The 18,009-nt window shown below is 52.8% G+C and carries 14 protein-coding genes and 1 pseudogene; 9 read left to right on the top strand and 6 right to left on the bottom strand.

The genetic code is table 11. The features are described 5' to 3' along the window. Positions 1–280 precede the first annotated feature (280 nt). Positions 281–1,474, bottom strand: a complete 1,194-nt coding sequence (locus tag DIE13_RS09020) for an AAA family ATPase (RefSeq protein ID WP_124826823.1) — start codon at positions 1,472–1,474, stop codon at positions 281–283. A 672-nt stretch (positions 1,475–2,146) separates the two neighbouring features. On the opposite strand from DIE13_RS09020, the gene DIE13_RS09025 reads away from it, so the two are divergent. The 8 genes and pseudogenes from DIE13_RS09025 (at position 2,147) to DIE13_RS09060 (ending at position 9,863) form a co-directional block, all read left to right on the top strand. Then, entirely contained in the window at positions 2,147–2,554 is a 408-nt protein-coding gene (locus DIE13_RS09025) for a helix-turn-helix transcriptional regulator (RefSeq protein WP_124826824.1), read from the top strand. A 183-nt stretch (positions 2,555–2,737) separates the two neighbouring features. Continuing rightward, entirely contained in the window at positions 2,738–3,745 is a 1,008-nt protein-coding gene (locus DIE13_RS09030) for a hypothetical protein (RefSeq protein WP_260435046.1), read from the top strand. Continuing rightward, on the top strand, positions 3,745–5,733 hold the full coding sequence (locus DIE13_RS09035) for a DDE-type integrase/transposase/recombinase (RefSeq protein WP_124826826.1): 1,989 nt from the start codon (positions 3,745–3,747) through the stop codon (positions 5,731–5,733). The genes DIE13_RS09030 and DIE13_RS09035 overlap by 1 nt, the downstream gene beginning before the upstream one ends. 278 nt (positions 5,734–6,011) lie before the next feature. After that, a protein-coding gene (locus DIE13_RS09045) for an IS3 family transposase (RefSeq protein ID WP_175752761.1) occupies positions 6,012–7,153 on the top strand; the annotation gives its coding sequence in 2 pieces (ribosomal slippage) (positions 6,012–6,249 and positions 6,249–7,153; 1,143 coding nt in all). Positions 7,154–7,159: 6 nt separating this feature from the next. Continuing rightward, complete coding sequence (locus DIE13_RS09050; RefSeq protein ID WP_124826829.1) at positions 7,160–7,951, top strand: TniB family NTP-binding protein; 792 nt, start codon at positions 7,160–7,162, stop codon at positions 7,949–7,951. An 18-nt stretch (positions 7,952–7,969) separates the two neighbouring features. Then, positions 7,970–8,311: pseudogene (locus DIE13_RS33370) on the top strand (TniQ family protein); the annotation flags it as partial. Between the two features lie 156 nt (positions 8,312–8,467). Then, positions 8,468–8,977: a hypothetical protein gene (locus tag DIE13_RS33375; protein ID WP_260435048.1), complete on the top strand. Its 510-nt coding sequence runs from the start codon at positions 8,468–8,470 to the stop codon at positions 8,975–8,977. Further along, complete coding sequence (locus DIE13_RS09060; protein ID WP_260435047.1) at positions 8,958–9,863, top strand: TniQ family protein; 906 nt, start codon at positions 8,958–8,960, stop codon at positions 9,861–9,863. The genes DIE13_RS33375 and DIE13_RS09060 overlap by 20 nt, the downstream gene beginning before the upstream one ends. Before the next feature lie 116 nt (positions 9,864–9,979). Here DIE13_RS09060 and DIE13_RS09065 read toward each other — a convergent pair whose 3' ends face one another. The 4 genes from DIE13_RS09065 to DIE13_RS09080 all read right to left on the bottom strand — a co-directional run bounded on the left by DIE13_RS09065 (position 9,980) and on the right by DIE13_RS09080 (position 14,817). Continuing rightward, positions 9,980–10,282 (bottom strand): H-NS histone family protein, encoded by a 303-nt coding sequence (locus tag DIE13_RS09065; protein WP_124826832.1) that lies wholly within the window; start codon positions 10,280–10,282, stop codon positions 9,980–9,982. Between the two features lie 184 nt (positions 10,283–10,466). Then, the gene (locus DIE13_RS09070; RefSeq protein ID WP_124826833.1) at positions 10,467–11,033 is read right to left on the bottom strand and encodes a hypothetical protein; all 567 of its coding nucleotides are present in this window, start codon (positions 11,031–11,033) and stop codon (positions 10,467–10,469) included. Positions 11,034–11,165: 132 nt separating this feature from the next. Continuing rightward, complete coding sequence (locus DIE13_RS09075; RefSeq protein ID WP_124826834.1) at positions 11,166–11,741, bottom strand: hypothetical protein; 576 nt, start codon at positions 11,739–11,741, stop codon at positions 11,166–11,168. Between the two features lie 148 nt (positions 11,742–11,889). After that, a complete protein-coding gene (locus DIE13_RS09080) occupies positions 11,890–14,817 on the bottom strand; it encodes a DEAD/DEAH box helicase (RefSeq protein ID WP_124826835.1) in 2,928 nt (975 codons plus the stop codon). A gap of 1,455 nt (positions 14,818–16,272) precedes the next feature. Between DIE13_RS09080 and DIE13_RS09085 the strand changes: the two genes are divergently transcribed. After that, positions 16,273–16,656: a hypothetical protein gene (locus DIE13_RS09085; RefSeq protein ID WP_124826836.1), complete on the top strand. Its 384-nt coding sequence runs from the start codon at positions 16,273–16,275 to the stop codon at positions 16,654–16,656. Between the two features lie 90 nt (positions 16,657–16,746). On the opposite strand, the gene DIE13_RS09090 is transcribed toward DIE13_RS09085, so the two are convergent. Next, complete coding sequence (locus DIE13_RS09090) at positions 16,747–17,703, bottom strand: hypothetical protein (protein ID WP_124826837.1); 957 nt, start codon at positions 17,701–17,703, stop codon at positions 16,747–16,749. Positions 17,704–18,009: the final 306 nt, after the last annotated feature.

The following is an 18,009-nucleotide window of genomic DNA, read 5'->3' on the forward strand; positions in this document are numbered from 1 at the left end:
CTACTGCCGCATCGTTGGCAACCTCTCTCGACTGCCGCCTAAACTCGCTCGTCAAGACGGGTTGGCTGGTCGCTTACCGCGAACTCGCGCTGATGCTGGCAAGACATAGCAATACGTGGCATAGCTCAAGAGGATAGAGCGCTGATGCAAAGCCACTCGCGGACAGTGGTCGTACGAGGGCTGGGGGGGCCTCCATCGTACGCATTAGAGATCTGGGTTCAAATCCCGGCGCTGCCCCCTGCTTTCACAACGGCGCAGTCCGCAGGGGATCTGCCGCCGTCTATCCGTGACCCGTGAACCCGATTGGTTGTCGCTTAGCTGGAGGTGGTGGCGCCAGCGTCGCAACACACTTTCCCGTTGCTAGCGCGATCGCGAACGCATCGACGACGGTGCGATGAAGCTGGCGCAGATCCAGGTCAGTGCGCTCCGCAAGGCTTGTTGCTCCACCTTCTTCGAGCTGTATATGCTTTCCTGTCGAGCGTTGCAAGTGGTCGACCTTTGCAAGGATGATTTGCATTCGTTGCTCCGGATCTGGTGTCGGAATATCGAACACCTCAACGCGACTGAGAAGCGGGGGCGGAACTCTGTCAAGATCATTCGCAGTGAGCACTATGATCATTCGGCTCGCATCAAATTCCATGCGAAAGAACGCGTCGTAGAATGCTCTAGCCGTATCGGCTTCGAGGAGATCGAGCAGTACAGGAACGATAGGGTAGTTGGTACCGCTTCCGATCTTGTCTACTTCGTCAAGTATCAGTACCGGAGCTGCCGAATCTCCTTTGGCAAGGACTTCGAATATCAGCCCGGGTCTAGCTTGCCGCCATCCACTGTCCCCGCCCACGAGTTGGAAGCTCGCCTGTGCGCTTCCGGCAGACCACTTTCGCATTGGTACCCCGAGCGCCTCGGCGAGCTTGGACGCGAAATGCGTTTTACCAATGCCGGGTTCGCCCATGAGCAGAATGGGGCGAACGTAAAACTCTCTGCTCCGCATGGCGCTCGCGAGCGTGAGATCGACCATTAGTTTTCCGATGGGTTCACTCAGGTTTGCGAAGCTCCCACGCGAAATGTCAAGTCTCTTCAATGCCTTTCGAATATCCGGAAGCTTTCGACAACCGTCGTTGCCGCCGGCCTTCTCAAGCAGCGGGCGTGCGTACTGCTGCTGATTCGCTTCGGCGCCGTCGAGAGCAGCGTTTGCTTGCTCAAGTGCATCTGACGAAAATATGTGGACATGCCGTGCCTTGGATCGACGTGAAGGCATTTTTGTTGTCGGTTTTGCCGCAAGCGCCGATTCCGAGTCTTCTTGCGACTGCGCTGGCTCAGAAGCCATTCGCTGAGTGGCTCGGATGGCAGCAATCTCATCATGTGCGCTCTGTGGAACGAGAAGTCGCCACGAGTCGCGGCACTGAATCGTGGATAGATCGCCAAGTGGGGCGAATCCTGCAGGACACTCGGCGTGTTGTTTGGGGACTGACATGACGCATTCTCCAAATGCGATGTAGCGGCCTAGTCGCCGCAACATCCAAACCGCTTGCGTCGCGGTTTGGCTTGATGCTGAAAGCTCAGCAGTCAGTTCGCATCGAATTTCGCACGAGTTGTGCGAATGCAAGGCTGCCGATCCAGATCGATCGGATCAGTTCATACCAGTAACGAATACTGATGGCAGCCATGGAGAGTCACGTGGTGTTGATGAGTTACTTCCGTGTCAACCAACGATACCGCATCTAGTGCAAAGATGACTAGCACGATTTGCAGAAACTCGATTCGCGTGAAGTACTAGGGATGCCTTGTGAGCCCAATAAGTATCAGCTACGGGTGATCAGGGCCTGCTGCCGTATGACTAACCCTACGTGAAAATTTGACGACACTCCCTATGGCTATGTCACAGGCAAGTCGTACCTCAAATGCCGCGCTGTCGAAGGATCTGGCTCGATGTGCTGGTGCATCCCACACTGGGCTTGATGCACCTGTAGTTACTGGTTGCGATGAAAAGTATCGATAAGTGTATATTTTTAATTATTTAAGATAGAAGTGAAGTTTGTTGAGTAGAAAAAAAGATATTTTTTTGAATCGTAGTATTTATATTGGTAATTGACGGCGAATAGCTGGTGAGATAACGTATTTGAAATTGTCAAAGGCGAGTTCATTTATGCTCGTTGCTCGAACGCAAATATCGTTCGCTGACTACCTCACTGCAATCCGCCGTCGCAGCGGGCAGCGGCAGAAGGCCGTCGCTCATCGAAGTGGCGTGGATCCGTCGTACCTTGCGTCGCTTGAGACTGGCCGCCGGAACCCCCCATCGTCGGAGGTGATGAACCGTCTTCTGGATGCTCTCGGTGCGTCAACGGAGGAGCGGCGGCGATTACATCGGTTGGCGTTCGCTCATGGCCTCCGATCATATGTAGACCATCGAGCTCCACCGGATTGGCCGCAAGAGGGAAGCGAAATCCTGGCAGCAGTCCCCATGCTGTCTGCAACCCAACTGAGATGTCTCTCTTCGATATTGAAGGCCGTTGCTGACAGCGACGCGCCGATCGCCACGGAGGAGCCCATGTAAACGAGAAACGGCGAGAAAGACCCTTTCGAGTCCCCCCGCCGTGTGTACCCAGCAAGGCCGCACTGAGCACGTGAGAGTTTTCAGTATGTGGCCTCGCTGGTACGCACGTCAAGGGCTCTTTTTGCTCAAAAATGCGGGAGCGAAGGAAATGGAACTCCGTGCTCCCATAAATGGAGCAGAGAAATGCCATTTACTGCCAGGCGCAGGCCAGCATCCCACGACCACGAAAGTGCTGACTGGGACGATCTCAATTCCTTGCCCGCCGACAAGGAGAACGAGCAGCCGGCGCGATCGATCATTTCCACGGTGCCACATCGAATCGTTGGAGGGTTCGACCTGCCGGGGCGGGCTCCATATGCGCTCGAGTGGGAGTCGTATCTGGAGCGAGTTTGTTACGCAACTTTGGCGATGTCGCAGGACGTCGAATGGATGGCATCTCAACCGGACGAATTGAAGTATGTACTGGATGGGGTGCCGCGTCGGTACTATCCGGATCTATTTGTACGGTGCAGCAGTGGCGAATGCTACGTCGAGGTGAAGCCGCTAGCTATCCTTGTTCGAGACGATAACTTGTCAAGGTACGCGGAGCTGGCGCTAAAGCTACGGGTCAATGGGAAAAGATTGGTATTCCTTACCGATGAGCAGATTCTGTCCAAGCGTGAGCGCGTCGAAAACGTCATGCTGATGCGTCGGTACATCAATGGGGTACTCGACGAGCAGCGCATCTGCGCCGTTCTACTGCGTCTCTCGGATGGCGCTCTATCTATCGGCGAGCTGACTGCGTGTTGCGAGGTGAGTATCCGAGAGATTTACACGATGATCGCAAGGCGATATCTGACTGTAGATTGGGATCAGCCAATCACACTCGAGTCCGGCGTGACGAAACCTACTTCCGGCAGCAAGGGGCTTGCGTTTGAGACACTCATCAATTCGGGTCGGTTCTATCCTCTTCTGGCGCAACTCGCTATGGGCCGCAGACCGCAGGATCAACGAATGTTGGAGCTTGCGAAGATTGATGGACAACGAGGCCGTACTTCTGAAGGACCATCAATTGTTGGAGGTCTTTCGAGAGAAAAGAGCAAAGGTCGTATCTACGAATCGAACGATGTACTTCGAAACCCTATCTCCCGACGAACTGCTCGATACCGAACGGGCTCTCAGGGCTCTCTGCAGCGAAAAGGGAGGGTCTAATGAGAAATTTCATCATAGCGAGGGGGCTCGTTATCAAGTTGGAAGGGGTGGTGTGTGAATACATTTCACGTGCTACCGGCATTTTCTATTTTCGAGACGTCCTGACGCAAGCTGTTGTTCAAGTCACTGAAGTTAAATTCTGGAATGCCTTTCGGTCTAGAAAGCTCCAAATATTAGAGGCAACATCGACTCCCACACATTTGCTTTATGACGAGGAAAGCCTGGATGCTGATGGAAATAATGATAAAGATATCAGCCAATTAGCCGAAAAATGGCAGGAAGATGCTGACAGGAAGATTTTATATATAGGCGAGCTGCGTCGCCAGGGTATAACGTGTGGCCAGCGTACAAAAATGCGAGCAGTGCTCCGTGAAATCGCCAAAAAATTAGGAGACTTGGAGGAGCCGCCGGCTCCTTCGACAGTTGGGAAGTGGATGAGCGAGTTTGAGCGTTCAGGCGGGGATGTCGCATCCGTTGTGTCAGGCTTCGCCATGAAATCTCGCAGGAAGTCGACTGGTCCTGAGCATGAAGAACTTATTCAAACATCAATCGACGACCATTACTTGCTACCAACGAGGCCGTCACGGACCAGTGCGTATTGGTGGTATCTATCGCATCTCAAGACAGAGAATCGCGAGCGGCTGTCGGATTCGCTTGATCCTCTTGTGCCCATCTCATACCGAACGTTCTCGAGGCGTATCGACGAGCGTCCAAAGTACGAAGTTGATGTAGCCCGTTTGGGAGCGCAAGTCGCAAAGCGACGTTACACCATGATTGAAGGGCATCTGCCAGCGAGTCATCCATTAGATTACGCCGAGTTAGATCATACGCTGCTGAACCTGTTTGTCGTCGATGACGAATCGTGTCTGCCACTTGGTCGACCGTGGCTCACGGCCATGAAAGATCGATTTTCTGGAATGGTGCTCGGACTGTATCTAACCTTCTCGTCTCCGAGTCTGCAAAGCACATTCGGCTTGCTTCGACACTCGTTGGAAGGCCACCATCTCGCCACGCTCAAGTGGCCGGATATCGAGAACCCTTGGTTGTCGTCCGGCCTTGCTGCGACATATGTCTCTGATCGTGGTTCGGACTACCGCTCGCTTCGATACCGGATGGCCATAAGAAGCCTCGGTTCTGAATATCAGTATTGCGAAGTAAGAACTCCATGGCACAAGGCATCAATTGAAAGATTCTTTGGAACAGTCGAGACAACATTTCTTGAGAGTTTGCCGGGAAAGACGTTTCGTTGTCTCGCTGATCGTAACGATTACGATTCATCTGGAACGGCTGTAATAAGATTTTCAGTTATTGTCTACTTGCTTCACAAGTGGGCGGCAGATTTCCACAACGTGTTTCCGAATAGCAGAACTGGAGCTCGTCCGATTGACCTATGGAACGAGGGGATTGTCACGGCGCCCCCCAGCTTGCCAGCTAATCTAGATCAACTAGATGTAGTCCTCGGTAACGTTGCATCTAGTCGTCTCTCGAATGTTGGCTTACGGTATGAAAATATGACATTCGCAGATGGCTACTTGCGGGATCTGATGGAAGATCTCGGTCGTGGAGCAATTGTTCAATTCTCGGTACCAGAGAATGATCTTGGGGTTGCATACGTGCTGGATCCTCGAAGTAACAAAAATGTACCAGTTCCGAATACGCGGCCCGATTATGCGAATGGGCTCTCGTTGTTCCAACATAAGTGGATGAGCAAAATTTGCCGAAATAAATATAAAAAGACATCGATAGACGGATTGATGTCGGTAAAAATGGAAATTAATGCAAGAATTAGAGATGAACTAGCGGCGAAAAATACAAAGTCAAAGACAACGCTCGCTCGTCTTGCGGGTATAAACTCGCAGGCTATTCTGAACGGTGAGGCTAGGACAATTCTCGATCCATTGGCGTCGTCCAAAACCAAATCTGAAGAGGTGCCCGAAACTACTAGTTCGATTTCTGATGTTCGAAGACCTCGCTGGGACGTTATCTGACTTTTTAGTGCGAAATCCTAATGTCGGGATGCGGAGGGTTTATAAATGGACGTCAATGAGAGGGAGCGAGGTCTATTCGAGCCACCATTCGCTGTTAATAAGGATGTGAAGAAGTCGCGAGATGAAGTTCGGATGGAGGCGTTGGCTGGAGACCCGCTCCAGCGCGCAAAGTTTGTGGAGACGATGTTGATTAGAACGACGGAGTTCGATCAAGCTGGACCGGCCAGCCTTTCGTAGACATCTTCGAGCCATAATTTATGGCAACCGAGGAGGTCAGCATGAGCGGCAAGCGGTACACGGATGAGTTCAAGATCGAGGCAGTCAAACAGGTAACCGAACGGGGTCATTCGGTGGCAGAGGTGGCCCAGCGTTTGGGCATCACGACCCACAGCCTTTACGCATGGAAACTGAAGTTCGGCAGGCCCGACGTCGTGCGGCAGGCGGAACTGGATCAGAGCGCCGAGGTTCGGCGACTGAAGGCCGAGCTCAAGCGCATGACCGAGGAACGCGACATTCTAAAAAAAGCCGCCGCGTACTTTGCAAAGGGATAACGGCAAGGTACGCATTCATGCGATCCCATCTCGGCGAGTTTCACCTGCACTCGATGTGCCGAGTCCTTGGCGTGCATCGCAGCGGCTATTACGTCTGGCAGCGGCAGACAGTTGGAGCCCGCAAGCGCGAGGATGATCGATTGCTCGGTTTGATCAAGCATTCCTGGCTAGCCAGCGGCGGCGTCTATGGCTACCGCAAGATCACGGTGGATTTGCGTGAATCGGGCGAAACGTGCAGCCGTCACCGCGTCCATCGCCTCATGAAAGGCGAAGGTCTGCGGGCAGAAGTGGGCTATGGCAGCAAGCCCCGCTATCGGGGTGGTCCGGTCGGCGTAATCGCCAACGTGCTGAACCGTGAGTTCGCGCCAACCGCACCGAACCGGGTCTGGGTAACGGACATCACGTACATCCGGACTTACGAGGGCTGGCTGTATCTGGCGGCTGTTATGGATCTGTACTCGCGCCAGATCGTCGGTTGGGCTACGCGCTCGACGATGACCAGCGATCTGGTTTTACAGGCGTTGTTGGCTGCGGTTTGGAAACGCAAACCGGGACCCGGTGTCATGGTGCATTCCGATCAGGGCAGTCAATTCACGAGCGATGACTGGCAGTCATTCCTGAAGGCGCACCATATGGTGCCAAGCATGAGTCGGCGCGGTAATTGCCACGACAATGCCGTGGCCGAGAGCTTCTTCAGCGCCCTAAAAAAGGAGCGAATCAAGCGGCGCATCTATCCGAGTCGGGCGACCGCGACCTCGGACCTGTTCGATTACATCGAAATGTTTTATAACCCGGTTCGTCGGCATGGTTCCGCCGGCGATCTTTCACCGATTGAGTTTGAGCGGCGCTACGCGCTAAACGGCTCGTGAGTGTCTATGAAACTCTGGCCGGTCCAAGCTGAGGTGACTATTGAATCTCTAATGCAACGCTCGGAAGCACTATCCTATCCCGGTGGTTTATGCGTAATTGGTGAGGGTGGAACAGGAAAGAGTTTTATTCGCGAATACTTTTCACGCCGATATCCAATCGAAGAGACGGCGTTGCGCACATTTTGTCCTGTACTGGCGATTCAGCTATTTGGTACGCCGACCCCGCGTCAGTTGTTCGTTGATCTGCTATCGGCACTCGGTTACCGGTTTGTTCGTGATGATGTGCCGCTGAAAAAATTAACTCCAATATTGCTGAAGGCGTTAATTGAGTGCTCGGTCAAGATAATTATGATCGATGAGGCGCATCATCTGATCCCAACATCTGGATCGCGAAAGAACAAGGAGCGACTGGGAGGTGAGTTGGGAGATGTCGCTAAAAATCTATATGACCAATGCAGATTGCCGTTCGTCTGGAGCGGAAAACCTAGTTTAGGTGATCTGTTTGATGCGGATGAGCAGTTAAAAAGTCGATGGCCGGGAACCATTCGACTAGCAGAGTACAAATGTGACAAATTGTGGAGAGCTGTGCTTGATGTAATCGACGAGGCGCTACCAATGGAGCAGAAATGTGGCCTCGGGGAAGTCGCACGTTCCGATCGCGTTCATCAGATTACACGTGGAAACTTCAGAATATTGAAGTCGTACTTGAGTGAGTGCGTCCGCCTGGCTTGTGCAGACGGTGAGCAACTCATAACGCCTAGTCACTTTGAAAGGGCAAGATGCGCACTATCGCTTTGAGTACATCGCGAGGCATTCATGAAACCAGATCCGAAGCCGTTCTTCTCAGCGATCCCATATTTTGATGAGTCCGTTGGTGGATATCTGTTGCGCATATCTGAGGTAAATATAGGGCTATCAGCTCAGCACCTTCTTCAATCAGTGTTCGGTAGTAAATCTAGATTTTCTTTCGAAAAGGCTGGCGAGCTTGCAGATTGCTGCCGATCTGATCCAACTGCTGTCTGTGAGCTTTCCGGGTATTGGCGATCACGCGATGGCATAGACGAAAGCTTGATAGGAGGATGGTGGATACCTAGAAGACCGCACGTGAGGCGTTCGTGCTCGGCGCTATGCCCGGTTTGCCTGGACGATGTTCCTTACTGCAGGGCGATATGGGACGTTGCGTTGGTTTCTTGTTGCCCGTGCCATAGGACTATGCTTGTCGATAGGTGCCCGCAATGTGCGCTAATGGTTAGTATTCGACGAAACAAAGTGTGTCAGTGTCGATGTGGTCACGACTATCGATCTATAAAGCCGGTGCTGGTATCGGACGGTGCAATTGAGATCGCGTGCGTCATTCACAGTGATATTTGGGGAGGTGAAGGATCAAAATTATCCTCGAAAATCGACGTGGTGAACAGAATTTCTGTCGAGGGAAATCTGTCGATCACTTTCCAATACTTCTGGTTCTTCGGTGTGACCTTCCCTGCACTCGTGACCGGAATTCCGGTCACGAGTCAACGTCCGATGAATAAAGTGCGAGCAATTTCTGCTTGTGAGGAAGCAGTGCTTGTTATGCGTGACTGGCCAGAATCCTTTTTTTGCCGATTAGATCGACTTTATCGGGTACGTAGTCGTGGAAATGCAGAAATGGTTGATAGGGTTCTGAGAGTAGTGTGGGCGAAGATTTCTTTGCTTACAAATGACCGGGATGTAATTGATATGCGAGGTGCTTTTAGGTTGTACGTGCGAGAGTATGTGGCAAAAACCGCACGAAAAAACTCTCTAAAAATTTGCCTTAATCAAGATGAGTTGCCATTTGAGTAATCGAATTTATAGATTGCGTCATATCACTTTCAAAGTAACGAGCGAAAGGTCGGGGGTGGGCGAATACCCAGTTCCTCGATTAATAGGATCCCCTGCTATCTTGACTGATGAAGCGCTAAGCGGATGGATCCATCGTGTATGCACGCATCATGGAATCAAGCCGGGCAGCTTAATTCGGAGGTGGGGGATTGCGGCTCCTACGTCAGCACTTGATTTTTCTCCCATTGGTCGACCTATTCTGATTAAGATCGCCTCGACCACGTTGAGTAATATAGAGGATCTTGATGAGGCAACGTATTTAGATCATACCATTCTGGGTAATTCGAGGTTTTCTTGCCTGACTAACGATTTTTCGGAATCTCGTCCAATATATAGATATTGCCCTGCTTGCATAGGGGGTGATGAAATGCCGCACTTCAGAATTTCATGGCGATTTGCATATAGTTTTGTTTGTGAATTCCATCGTTGTCCATTGTTCGATGCGTGCACGAATTGTGGGAGGCGGATCGATTTAACTTGGCGATTCCCGTGCAGGTCGAAACTATTTAAAATATCTGATATTTCAAGTTGCTACTACTGCGCGAAGCCTTTACGTACGGCACCGTCTGATCCGATCTGCGAAGAAATCGCAAATCAGATGATCGTACTTCAACGGTGGTTTCATGAGAGGGTTCGACGGGGAGGGATGTCGGAAAACGGAATACCAGAATTAGCACCGATGTTTGTCGCGCGCTACCTTAGAAGCATCCCTTCCAAACGTCCGTTGGCTGTGCAATTTGTTGGACTCGATATGGACAAGTTGTTCGGCCGCGATTGGCGAGATCTTGCGGAGCAGATCCCATGCATGCGCAGTTCCGGACGCGCGGTGCCAGAAGAGGAGGCATGAGATCAAATTATGTCAGGACTTCCAGCTCAGCTATCGAGCAGCATTGGTTCAGTGGGTGACCGCGCTGACCACGGAGAGGTCTTTCTCCGCAGTCGGCGCGGGCGCTAGTGAAAAAATCACTTCTCAATCAGGAAACGATTGCGATTCTTGGCATCTTTGATCCATACCGGCGCACGGCCGCGACCTGACCACGTAGCACCGGTTTTCGGATCACGATACTTCGCTTCGACCAGGGTCGTTGCCTTCTTCGCTGCCGGGCGCCCTCGACGGCCGCCAAAGATGTCCTGTTCGGTGATCCCATATTCAGCGACCTTCGTGCGAATGTCGTCGACGACGGCTTTGAATTCGGCGACGCGGGCGGCTTCGGTTTTCTCGGCCAGCGCGTCCATCTGCGCTTTCAGGTCTTTGTAAGTTGCCATCTAATTCTCCTCTGTTCGTGATGCACTCATCATAGCGGGTTCCATAAGAGCCGAGAGCTACGTACATCGCGTGACGATACCAGCCATGGACGTACTCAACGATAGTAAATTGTTAGGATTGGAGACAAGCTATGTCGATCACGGTAAAGTTATCTCCCTATGTTGGCTTAGTCGCGGGCCGGTTTCAATGCCCATCCCCAGAGGCCATTTTGTCCGGAACGGCAATGACTTCACTAGCTGATACGTAGTCACCTTCAAAAGTCAGGCTCGCTGTAACCCATAGCTTGCTACCCAGAGGCACCACGACGCTCGTCGCGTCATCGAAGTCGACCTTGGGCAAGAACGTGTAGCCGTCCGTTGGCATCATGTTGATCGTCTTTGCGAACATCCCTTTCGCGGGGGGATCATCTGGATCGCTCACCGCCCCCAAGGGCTTTCCATCCGGAATCTGTTGAATGGTAAGCTTGTAGACATCACTTTTAGGGTCCAGGTTCACCTCGTTTTCGAGTGGGTTCTTGGCGTGGATGTGGACCACAAGCAGTCCGAGCTTGTCGTGATACTGGACGACCTGGCTAGAAATCGACAGGTTGATCGCCCAATCCTGTGCGCCTGCAACAGAGTATTTGTAGATCGCCCACCCGCCCCCAACGAAAACTGCGACGATTGCCGCCCACTTCGACAACGGGTCCGCAACACGCCCGAACCACCGAGTGACGCGTCGCGACGTGCCGGCGACGCGGAGGAGAAACACACGCCTACGATCCGATTGCCCCATCGACGCCCCCGTTCTTAGAGTACGCGGGACTTACTTTACCTGATCGAACAACACCCCAATTTGCCCGCCGAAGCAGGCTGGTGCGTAGGGGCATCATCCGGTGTCGGGTTAATTCGACTCCGGGGCAGCGGAGGGCGAACCAAGCCCAAACGGTAATGGTTCAGACGCCCACTTAGCCCGCAATTCGTCAATCTCCGCGCGTCGTTGCGTCATGAATTGCAAGGGGTCCCACCGTGCATCCGGTGCGGGCCGCTCAGGCAACCCTATACGCGCACGAAGCTTCGCTGAAATTTCTGCTGCTTGTAGGCCCAGCTTCGCGTATTGGTACTGCCTCTCCTGAAACCATTCCTCGTACTCGGGTGGGGACGCGTGGTCCCCCTCGGCTTCAATTTTTGATTTCGCCCGTTCTATCAACGATGGGAAGCTCAAGACCTCGTACATGAGGTCAGGTGGCATTGACTTCCAATCAACCTGAAGCGCCTCGGGCTCGAATGTCGGCTCCTGCGCTTGCGCCTGATGCACACCATTTTCATCGGGTTGGCCGTGATATAGGCCATCATCCGCCACGACCGCAACACAGCCGGCACTAAATCGCTCCAGCTGCGCGGTCACCCGAATGGCAAGATACTGTCGCTCTCGGGTCTCCTGTCGGCTCTTGAACCACATGTCACGGACGAACGTCATGATTGCGCCAACGACCACTCCAACTAGTCCAAAGACAGCCGGCAACAAAGACGCGAGCTGCATCGTTCCCCCTTCCGTAGGTCTAATTCAGTCCCTATGACGCGTAATGCGCTGTCACTGTACACAGGCGACGCAGGCGCTTATGATTTCATGCACTTACCATCCAGATGAGTGAGCTTTGCTGTGCGGCTACACTATCGTTCGCCGCGGCCATTATCGTCCGTAATCTACCGTCCAAAGCAGCAGCAGATAGCCCCGGTTGTACACAATATACGGTAAGGCGCAGGTCGATTGGTTGGAGCGACTCAAGTACTTCAATTGCCGCGTCGCGCGTTCCTCGAAGGAACGGGGAGATTCCGCCTCCTCGGTTCGCCAATGTTCGGCGCTTCACATGGCGAATGAGTTCGTCCAAGACTTGATAGCGGACCGACTTTACTGCTTGTCCTACCAGTTCATAGACATCGTCAACCCGTTCTCCGCTGGCGTGCGCTCCTCCTGCTCCCTTGCAGTGAAACAGATCGATGTCGTATCTACCATCATCTCCGCGTTTGCCGACAATGAAGTCGGCCGCCTCTCCCGACCTGTGGTCGTAAATTACGAAGTCGACGGCGGGCTTAGCTAGTAGGAGGTCTTGCAGATGGCGTTGGACCGTCCTGCGCCGATCGTCTCTAAGTTCGAACTCTACCTGAATCTCGCAGTCTTGCCAGTCAACGACTTGCAGGTTGCCGATGCTTGCCCCCGGACTTTGCGCTCGTCGATTGAGTGTGTTTCCAACAAACGTATTCAGATGAGCAGTGTAGAAAACGAGCGGCTCATCGTTTAACCACTCCTCCACGCGGGACTGACGCCCGTCACGGGACTCTACGAGGACCGGCGATTGGTTAGGGCCTGCGATGTATTGCGGGACGCGATGCGGGGTAAATGTAATTCTCCGAGATACCAAGTCGTCGCCAATCGTAAACTCCAAAGACTGTCTATCTTCGTTAACCTGAATGTTTGTGATGGAAAGGTCTAGCGCACATCCGCGGCGTTGCTCATCCTCACCCATGATAACGGTGGGATTACTGCGATATGTGTCGCGAGACCAATCGGCTGCCACTGTGTCCGCCGGAATATCGGTGAGTACTTCACCAAAGGGTAAGCGGTCGAGGCCTGACCGTCCGATGGACACAACTGCGGCGGAAATACGCGCGTGCAACGTGTCCATCCAGTCTAGAAGTTCAGGTAGTGACGTCTTACCGTTTGACCATACCCGTCCGCCGCTACTGGCACCTATGATTTCCGACTCGCCATCGATTTCTCCTCTTCCGAAGAAATGGCCCTGGCAGTAGGTGGCGCCATCTGTGTCGCGGACACCTCGATCCGCTTGGCTGCCGGCGACAATACGGTAGCTTTCCGTAGTGGCGACTGGGCTAGTATTTCGTAGGCCTATACTGAAAAACTCTTGCTGATCAAGTCCATTTAGTACTTTTCGAAGTCGCGCGAAAGGGATAGGTGAAACATTGCCTTCTACGAGTTGCTCGACGAGACTTGAATACAGTCGTTCTTTGCGCTGTGTTGTCGTGATGAACAGTATCTGGGTATCAGGATAGTATTTGACAAGAAACAAATCGTGCTTTGCGTCGATAATGTCTCGCCCGCGGGACCAAGTTGGGGCATCGAGATCTCGAACCAAATAGAGATTTGCGTTTCGTTCGAGCGATTCCCAGCGTTTTACAACTTCGAGCGGGCCAATCTTCTCTAGATCATTGGCACCGGCGGGCGCTTGTCGCGCTACGTACGCGGCTATGTGTTGCGGAAGCAATAGATAGCGAGCGTCGACCGAGTCGTAATCAGCGGATGGGCGGCCACCCTCTTCAAAGCTCCTAATGTGCTCTTCCGCTTGTATTGCTAGTTGCTGGCGAGCGTCGGCGACGTTGGCAATCAAGAGATCCCATTGCAATCCGCTCTTGTAGAGTTCATCGCTCTCGGATTCAAGCTCTTGTGGAGCGGCGATGAACGTTGCATCTCCCGTTCGCACACCATTGGTTCGCGCGAAACGGCCGATAAACTGTAAGGTTGGAACGAGCGAGCGGTGCGCGTCGTGCAGCACGGCGACTTTAAGTTGCGGAAAGTCGTATCCTTCGCCGAACATATCCACGCAAACGATTCCGTCAAGTTCTCCTTCGCGTAGTCTTGTTTCGATCGCTTCTACTGCCCGCGGACTTAGCTTGCTCGACACACTCTCGACACGCAGTCCGGCTGCTACATACTTTTCGGCTAATGGACCAGACGCATTGACACGGCCACATCGGATGAGTAAGCGATGTTCGTGCCCTATATCGCGGTCGCGTGCAAAGATTTGAACCGCTCGCGCTACGAGTGCGTCATCGATCTCGTCTCGTGAAGCATATTGTGGTAACACAACGGATTCGAAATTGACTTTGCCGAAGGCGTTCTCCTCGACGGCCCGTTTGAGCGGGTAGTAAAACACAAGACGCCCGGGGAGCTTTATTCCGTCGAGCCGGTAGGGTGTGGCGGTAAATAGCGCATGGCGCGCCTGCGGCAGAAGGCGGATGAACGGCTCCCAAGTTCTCGCTGGCGCGTGATGTCCTTCATCCATCAGAACGAGGTCAAAGAACCCATCCGGCGGTGCGACAACATCCGGAAGTTCAGGGCTAGCGGCATGCGGAGTCGCAATGACCACGTCAGCATTTTCATGAGCGAGCCAGTCGTCAATTCGAGAAACCCGTGCATCTATAACGCCAACCACCGGGAGCCTTTCCTGCTCCAATTGCAGTGTCCCATGCTTGATGAGCACGTCAAGGGAGCTGAAAGAGCGCATGGTCTGCTTCCGCAAGGCCGCTGTTGGAACTATCACCAAAACCCGACGAGCCCGCAAAGTAAAACACGCGCCGGCCATCACGGCTGTTTTTCCATAGCCGGTTGGCAGAGATATGACTGCCGGGTCAGCATCGGCGCAGAAATGGGCGGCTAGTGCATGAAGGGCACCGACTTGACCTCGGCGCAATCCTGTGCCAGGATTTTCCGATTCAAAGAAGATGAAGCGGCCGGCGTTATCGTGAAAGAAGTTCAAAGCAACCCCCGGTTGTGATCCTGATGCTCTTGCCGCTTTTCGACTAGGTGTATCGAGGGATAGGCGGACTCTGTTAAGGCCTCGACGAGTTCGTCGACTTCTCCAGCGGATGGGCTTCGCTGATAGTTGCGGGGCTCCACACGACCGATTTTACGGTGTCGGACTTGATGGATAGCCTGGCCCCCGATATTGTTTCGACGTAGTATGCACTGCTTGTCAAGTAGAGCAACTTTACCGGGAGCAACGTCGTTGCCTTCTCGTCAGCTGCGCTCCCATGAACTTGATGGTTTGATACTAGAGACGGTGGGATTGCTGTTTGCTCGACGACCATTTGTGCAGTGACGGGCTTTCCTCCGCCAAGGGACTGCGGAATCCGAGGGTATAGAGCGACGATGTATGTCAGTAAGATCAATGCTAGATAGATCAATGCAATCACGATGCCGGCAATGCTCTCGACGGCACCAATTACTCTCGTGATTCCGGCTATGCGGTGAAGTCGCCGGGCGGACCGATCGAAAGTTTCTCGATCCTTCGCGCGTGCTGCCGTCAGAACTTCAGTGAGACCGAAAAGTCGTACGATTGCGGGGATGAGTGCCGCACCACCCAAAAATAGTGGTAGCGCACGAGCCGCAGCCTTCAAATCTTCGATCACGGCGAACTCATCTCGGGTCACCGGGTACCTTGCCTGAGCCCATCCATGGCGAATCTCCATTGCAGCGCGGTCGCCAGCTCGTAGGCACATCGTTGTAATCCGGCGCGAAAAGAGCAGAACGACTGAGACTGGTAGCCCAACCCATACATAGACTGGGTGCAGAAGTTCGATCACAGGCAGTCCGAGTCGCCATGTGTGGAGTGTGACAATTCCGAACCCCACCGCGTATGAAACTGATGCCCATGCAACGAGTTGCTTGACATAGTCTTCTGTTGCATTGGCAGCCGAATCCCCCTTTAACTGGCGGTCAAGTGATGGCCGTCTGGCCTTAAGCATCGTGGAGGAGGGTTTGGCAAGGCGCATGCAAGATCTCTTTTTTTGATTTGTCGGCCGATTTCCTGCAATCGAGGGCAAGTTAATGTCTGACGAGACTCGGATTCGAGATGGTCGGCAGATGCTCGAGGTGCGATCACATTTCATCGAATCAGACCGGCTACAAAAGGATTACGGCATACGGATCCATTACTTGATACGGAGCCGTTGCCTGGTATCGAACTCTGAGATTCCTTGAGCCGACTAGGAGCGGGGGGAAATGCGTGACCGTGACAGTCAGGTTGACTGGGTAGACGGTTGAGCTTTGGTAAGACCTGCCTCATCGGGGCGGTCGACGCGCTTGATCGGCCGTTCGGACGCAAGCCATTGATTGTTCTTTTTGCCAGCGCATTTGTGATTCCGGCCGCATGTCGAGAAGGGCGAAGGCACTGGTTGTTGGTGAGGGGCGCGCGGGGAGGAGATGGGTCAGGGTGATTGCCATCCACGAATGGTCCGTGAAGGCGATTGCTATCGGGTTAAAATATAGATTGACAAAATCAACTGATTGTGGCACTATCGTTCTTACCGTCTACGGAGGTGCCAGGGCTCGAAACCCAAAGCTTCAGATGGTCTCTCGTTGTGTGTTGTTGTTGATTGTCATGGCTACGTTGAAATGCGTAGCAATCGGCTTCCCGAGCTTTGACATTTTTAACATTATTCACACTATTAAGGAGATGACTATGGAAACATACACATTTGAAGTGGCTGGCGCAGTGAAGGTTGTTGTAGAAATTGCATGTGAAATTGGATTTGCAACGGCAGCCCATCTGATTGCGGAAGGTTCCGCGCCTCACCTACAGCGAAAGCCCGACTAAGTCGGGCTTTTTCTTTTTCAGTCAATTCGTCCGTCGCGCGCACGTATTAAGTTTTATTAAAACAACGACGTTTGAGTGCGTGGATAATCTTCAGTGTGTGCCGACTCTCAAGAGTTGCACGTATGGCCCATTTGCAATTGACGGCTTCAACGATTGCGTGAGGCGTGCCAGAGACAAGACTGGATCGCGACTAATCACCTTGAGTTCAACAGACATTTGATCCTCCATCGCAGGAGGTGCTGGTAGTTCCCGTGCGATCAGCGCCCCTAGTTTGATTGCGGCGTGGTGTGCTCGCATAGTAGCGATAAACGGTTGTGGCGTTCGTTCGTATCTAATCGAAGCCGAACACATTACGTCGTCTAGCAAATTGAGTGGCAACGCAGGTTTCCTTGCAGCGATCCACGCATTGTGCAATTCGCCGCGGACATCATGTCCATCACTCCCTTTCTTGATCGCCAATCCTTCGTTCGATAAGATTTCTTTCATGGCGCGCTCGACAAAGTATAGAGATTCCCATCGAGCTAAGGCATAGTGAGCTGCGCCGTCGTAAATGCGATGCGCGGACGCCTGTAGGTGAGTTACGGTAGTCGTGTCCAGGCGGCTTATTAAATACAAGAAATTGTAGAACTCATTGTAAGTGAGCTCTAATAGAGTCAAGCTTTTATGGGATGCGTTCTCTACCGCAAGATCGGTAAAATCAATCACGGCCTGGGTAAAGAGCATTTGAGGCTCGCGATGAATGGGAAACCTCAGTAAATATACGACCCCATTAATTTGATACGCGAGCGCCGGGAGGCAATGGGAAATATTCTCCCTGTCTCCGTAGAAGCTACTTATCCAGTTTGCGACGTTTACGCCAACGTCGTCGTGGTCGGAGCCAACGTTGATAGTGTGGCCGTCGGCTGTGATGATCTCGGCAGCATAAAAGAGGTAGAGCGCAGGGTCTGCAGTTTTTGTGGCGAGTCGTTGGATGACAAACTTCATGTAATCGTGAAAATCACCTGATCCTGTATTGAGATCATGTTGAGTAATCTCGACTTTTTGCATGTTCGAGTTTGTTTCCGGGTGTGATCTGACGCATCGTGCGATGAGGTATCCTTCTTGGGCACGTTTCTCGATGCGCCCGGCTGCTAGGAGTGCATCCCCTCAGAACGGTCGTGTGCTACTTGCTAAAGGGTTACGGCATTTGCCCCTAATACTTGCGGCAAGACCGTTGTAAGGCATGGTATCTTGCTGCGGTCCGTCGAGTCGACGGCGAATTGGAATTTGCTCCTGCGCTCTTGGCAAATCCGTGCAAGAGGGCGTGCTCAAATTTCCTGTCATTTTTCGTGATTTTGCTCATCTTACGGGGCA

Origin of the sequence: Burkholderia sp. Bp9016, assembly GCF_003857765.1 — a bacterium.
Taxonomy (GTDB): Bacteria; Pseudomonadota; Gammaproteobacteria; order Burkholderiales; family Burkholderiaceae; genus Burkholderia.

Coding starts and splice junctions, on each gene's coding strand:
- DIE13_RS09020 (WP_124826823.1), bottom strand. CDS start 1,474: ATGTCAGTCCCCAAACAACACGCCGAGTGTCCTGCAGGATTCGCCCCA.
- DIE13_RS09025 (WP_124826824.1), top strand. CDS start 2,147: ATGCTCGTTGCTCGAACGCAAATATCGTTCGCTGACTACCTCACTGCA.
- DIE13_RS09030 (WP_260435046.1), top strand. CDS start 2,738: ATGCCATTTACTGCCAGGCGCAGGCCAGCATCCCACGACCACGAAAGT.
- DIE13_RS09035 (WP_124826826.1), top strand. CDS start 3,745: ATGAGAAATTTCATCATAGCGAGGGGGCTCGTTATCAAGTTGGAAGGG.
- DIE13_RS09050 (WP_124826829.1), top strand. CDS start 7,160: ATGAAACTCTGGCCGGTCCAAGCTGAGGTGACTATTGAATCTCTAATG.
- DIE13_RS09060 (WP_260435047.1), top strand. CDS start 8,958: ATGAGTTGCCATTTGAGTAATCGAATTTATAGATTGCGTCATATCACT.
- DIE13_RS09065 (WP_124826832.1), bottom strand. CDS start 10,282: ATGGCAACTTACAAAGACCTGAAAGCGCAGATGGACGCGCTGGCCGAG.
- DIE13_RS09075 (WP_124826834.1), bottom strand. CDS start 11,741: ATGACGTTCGTCCGTGACATGTGGTTCAAGAGCCGACAGGAGACCCGA.
- DIE13_RS09090 (WP_124826837.1), bottom strand. CDS start 17,703: ATGCAAAAAGTCGAGATTACTCAACATGATCTCAATACAGGATCAGGT.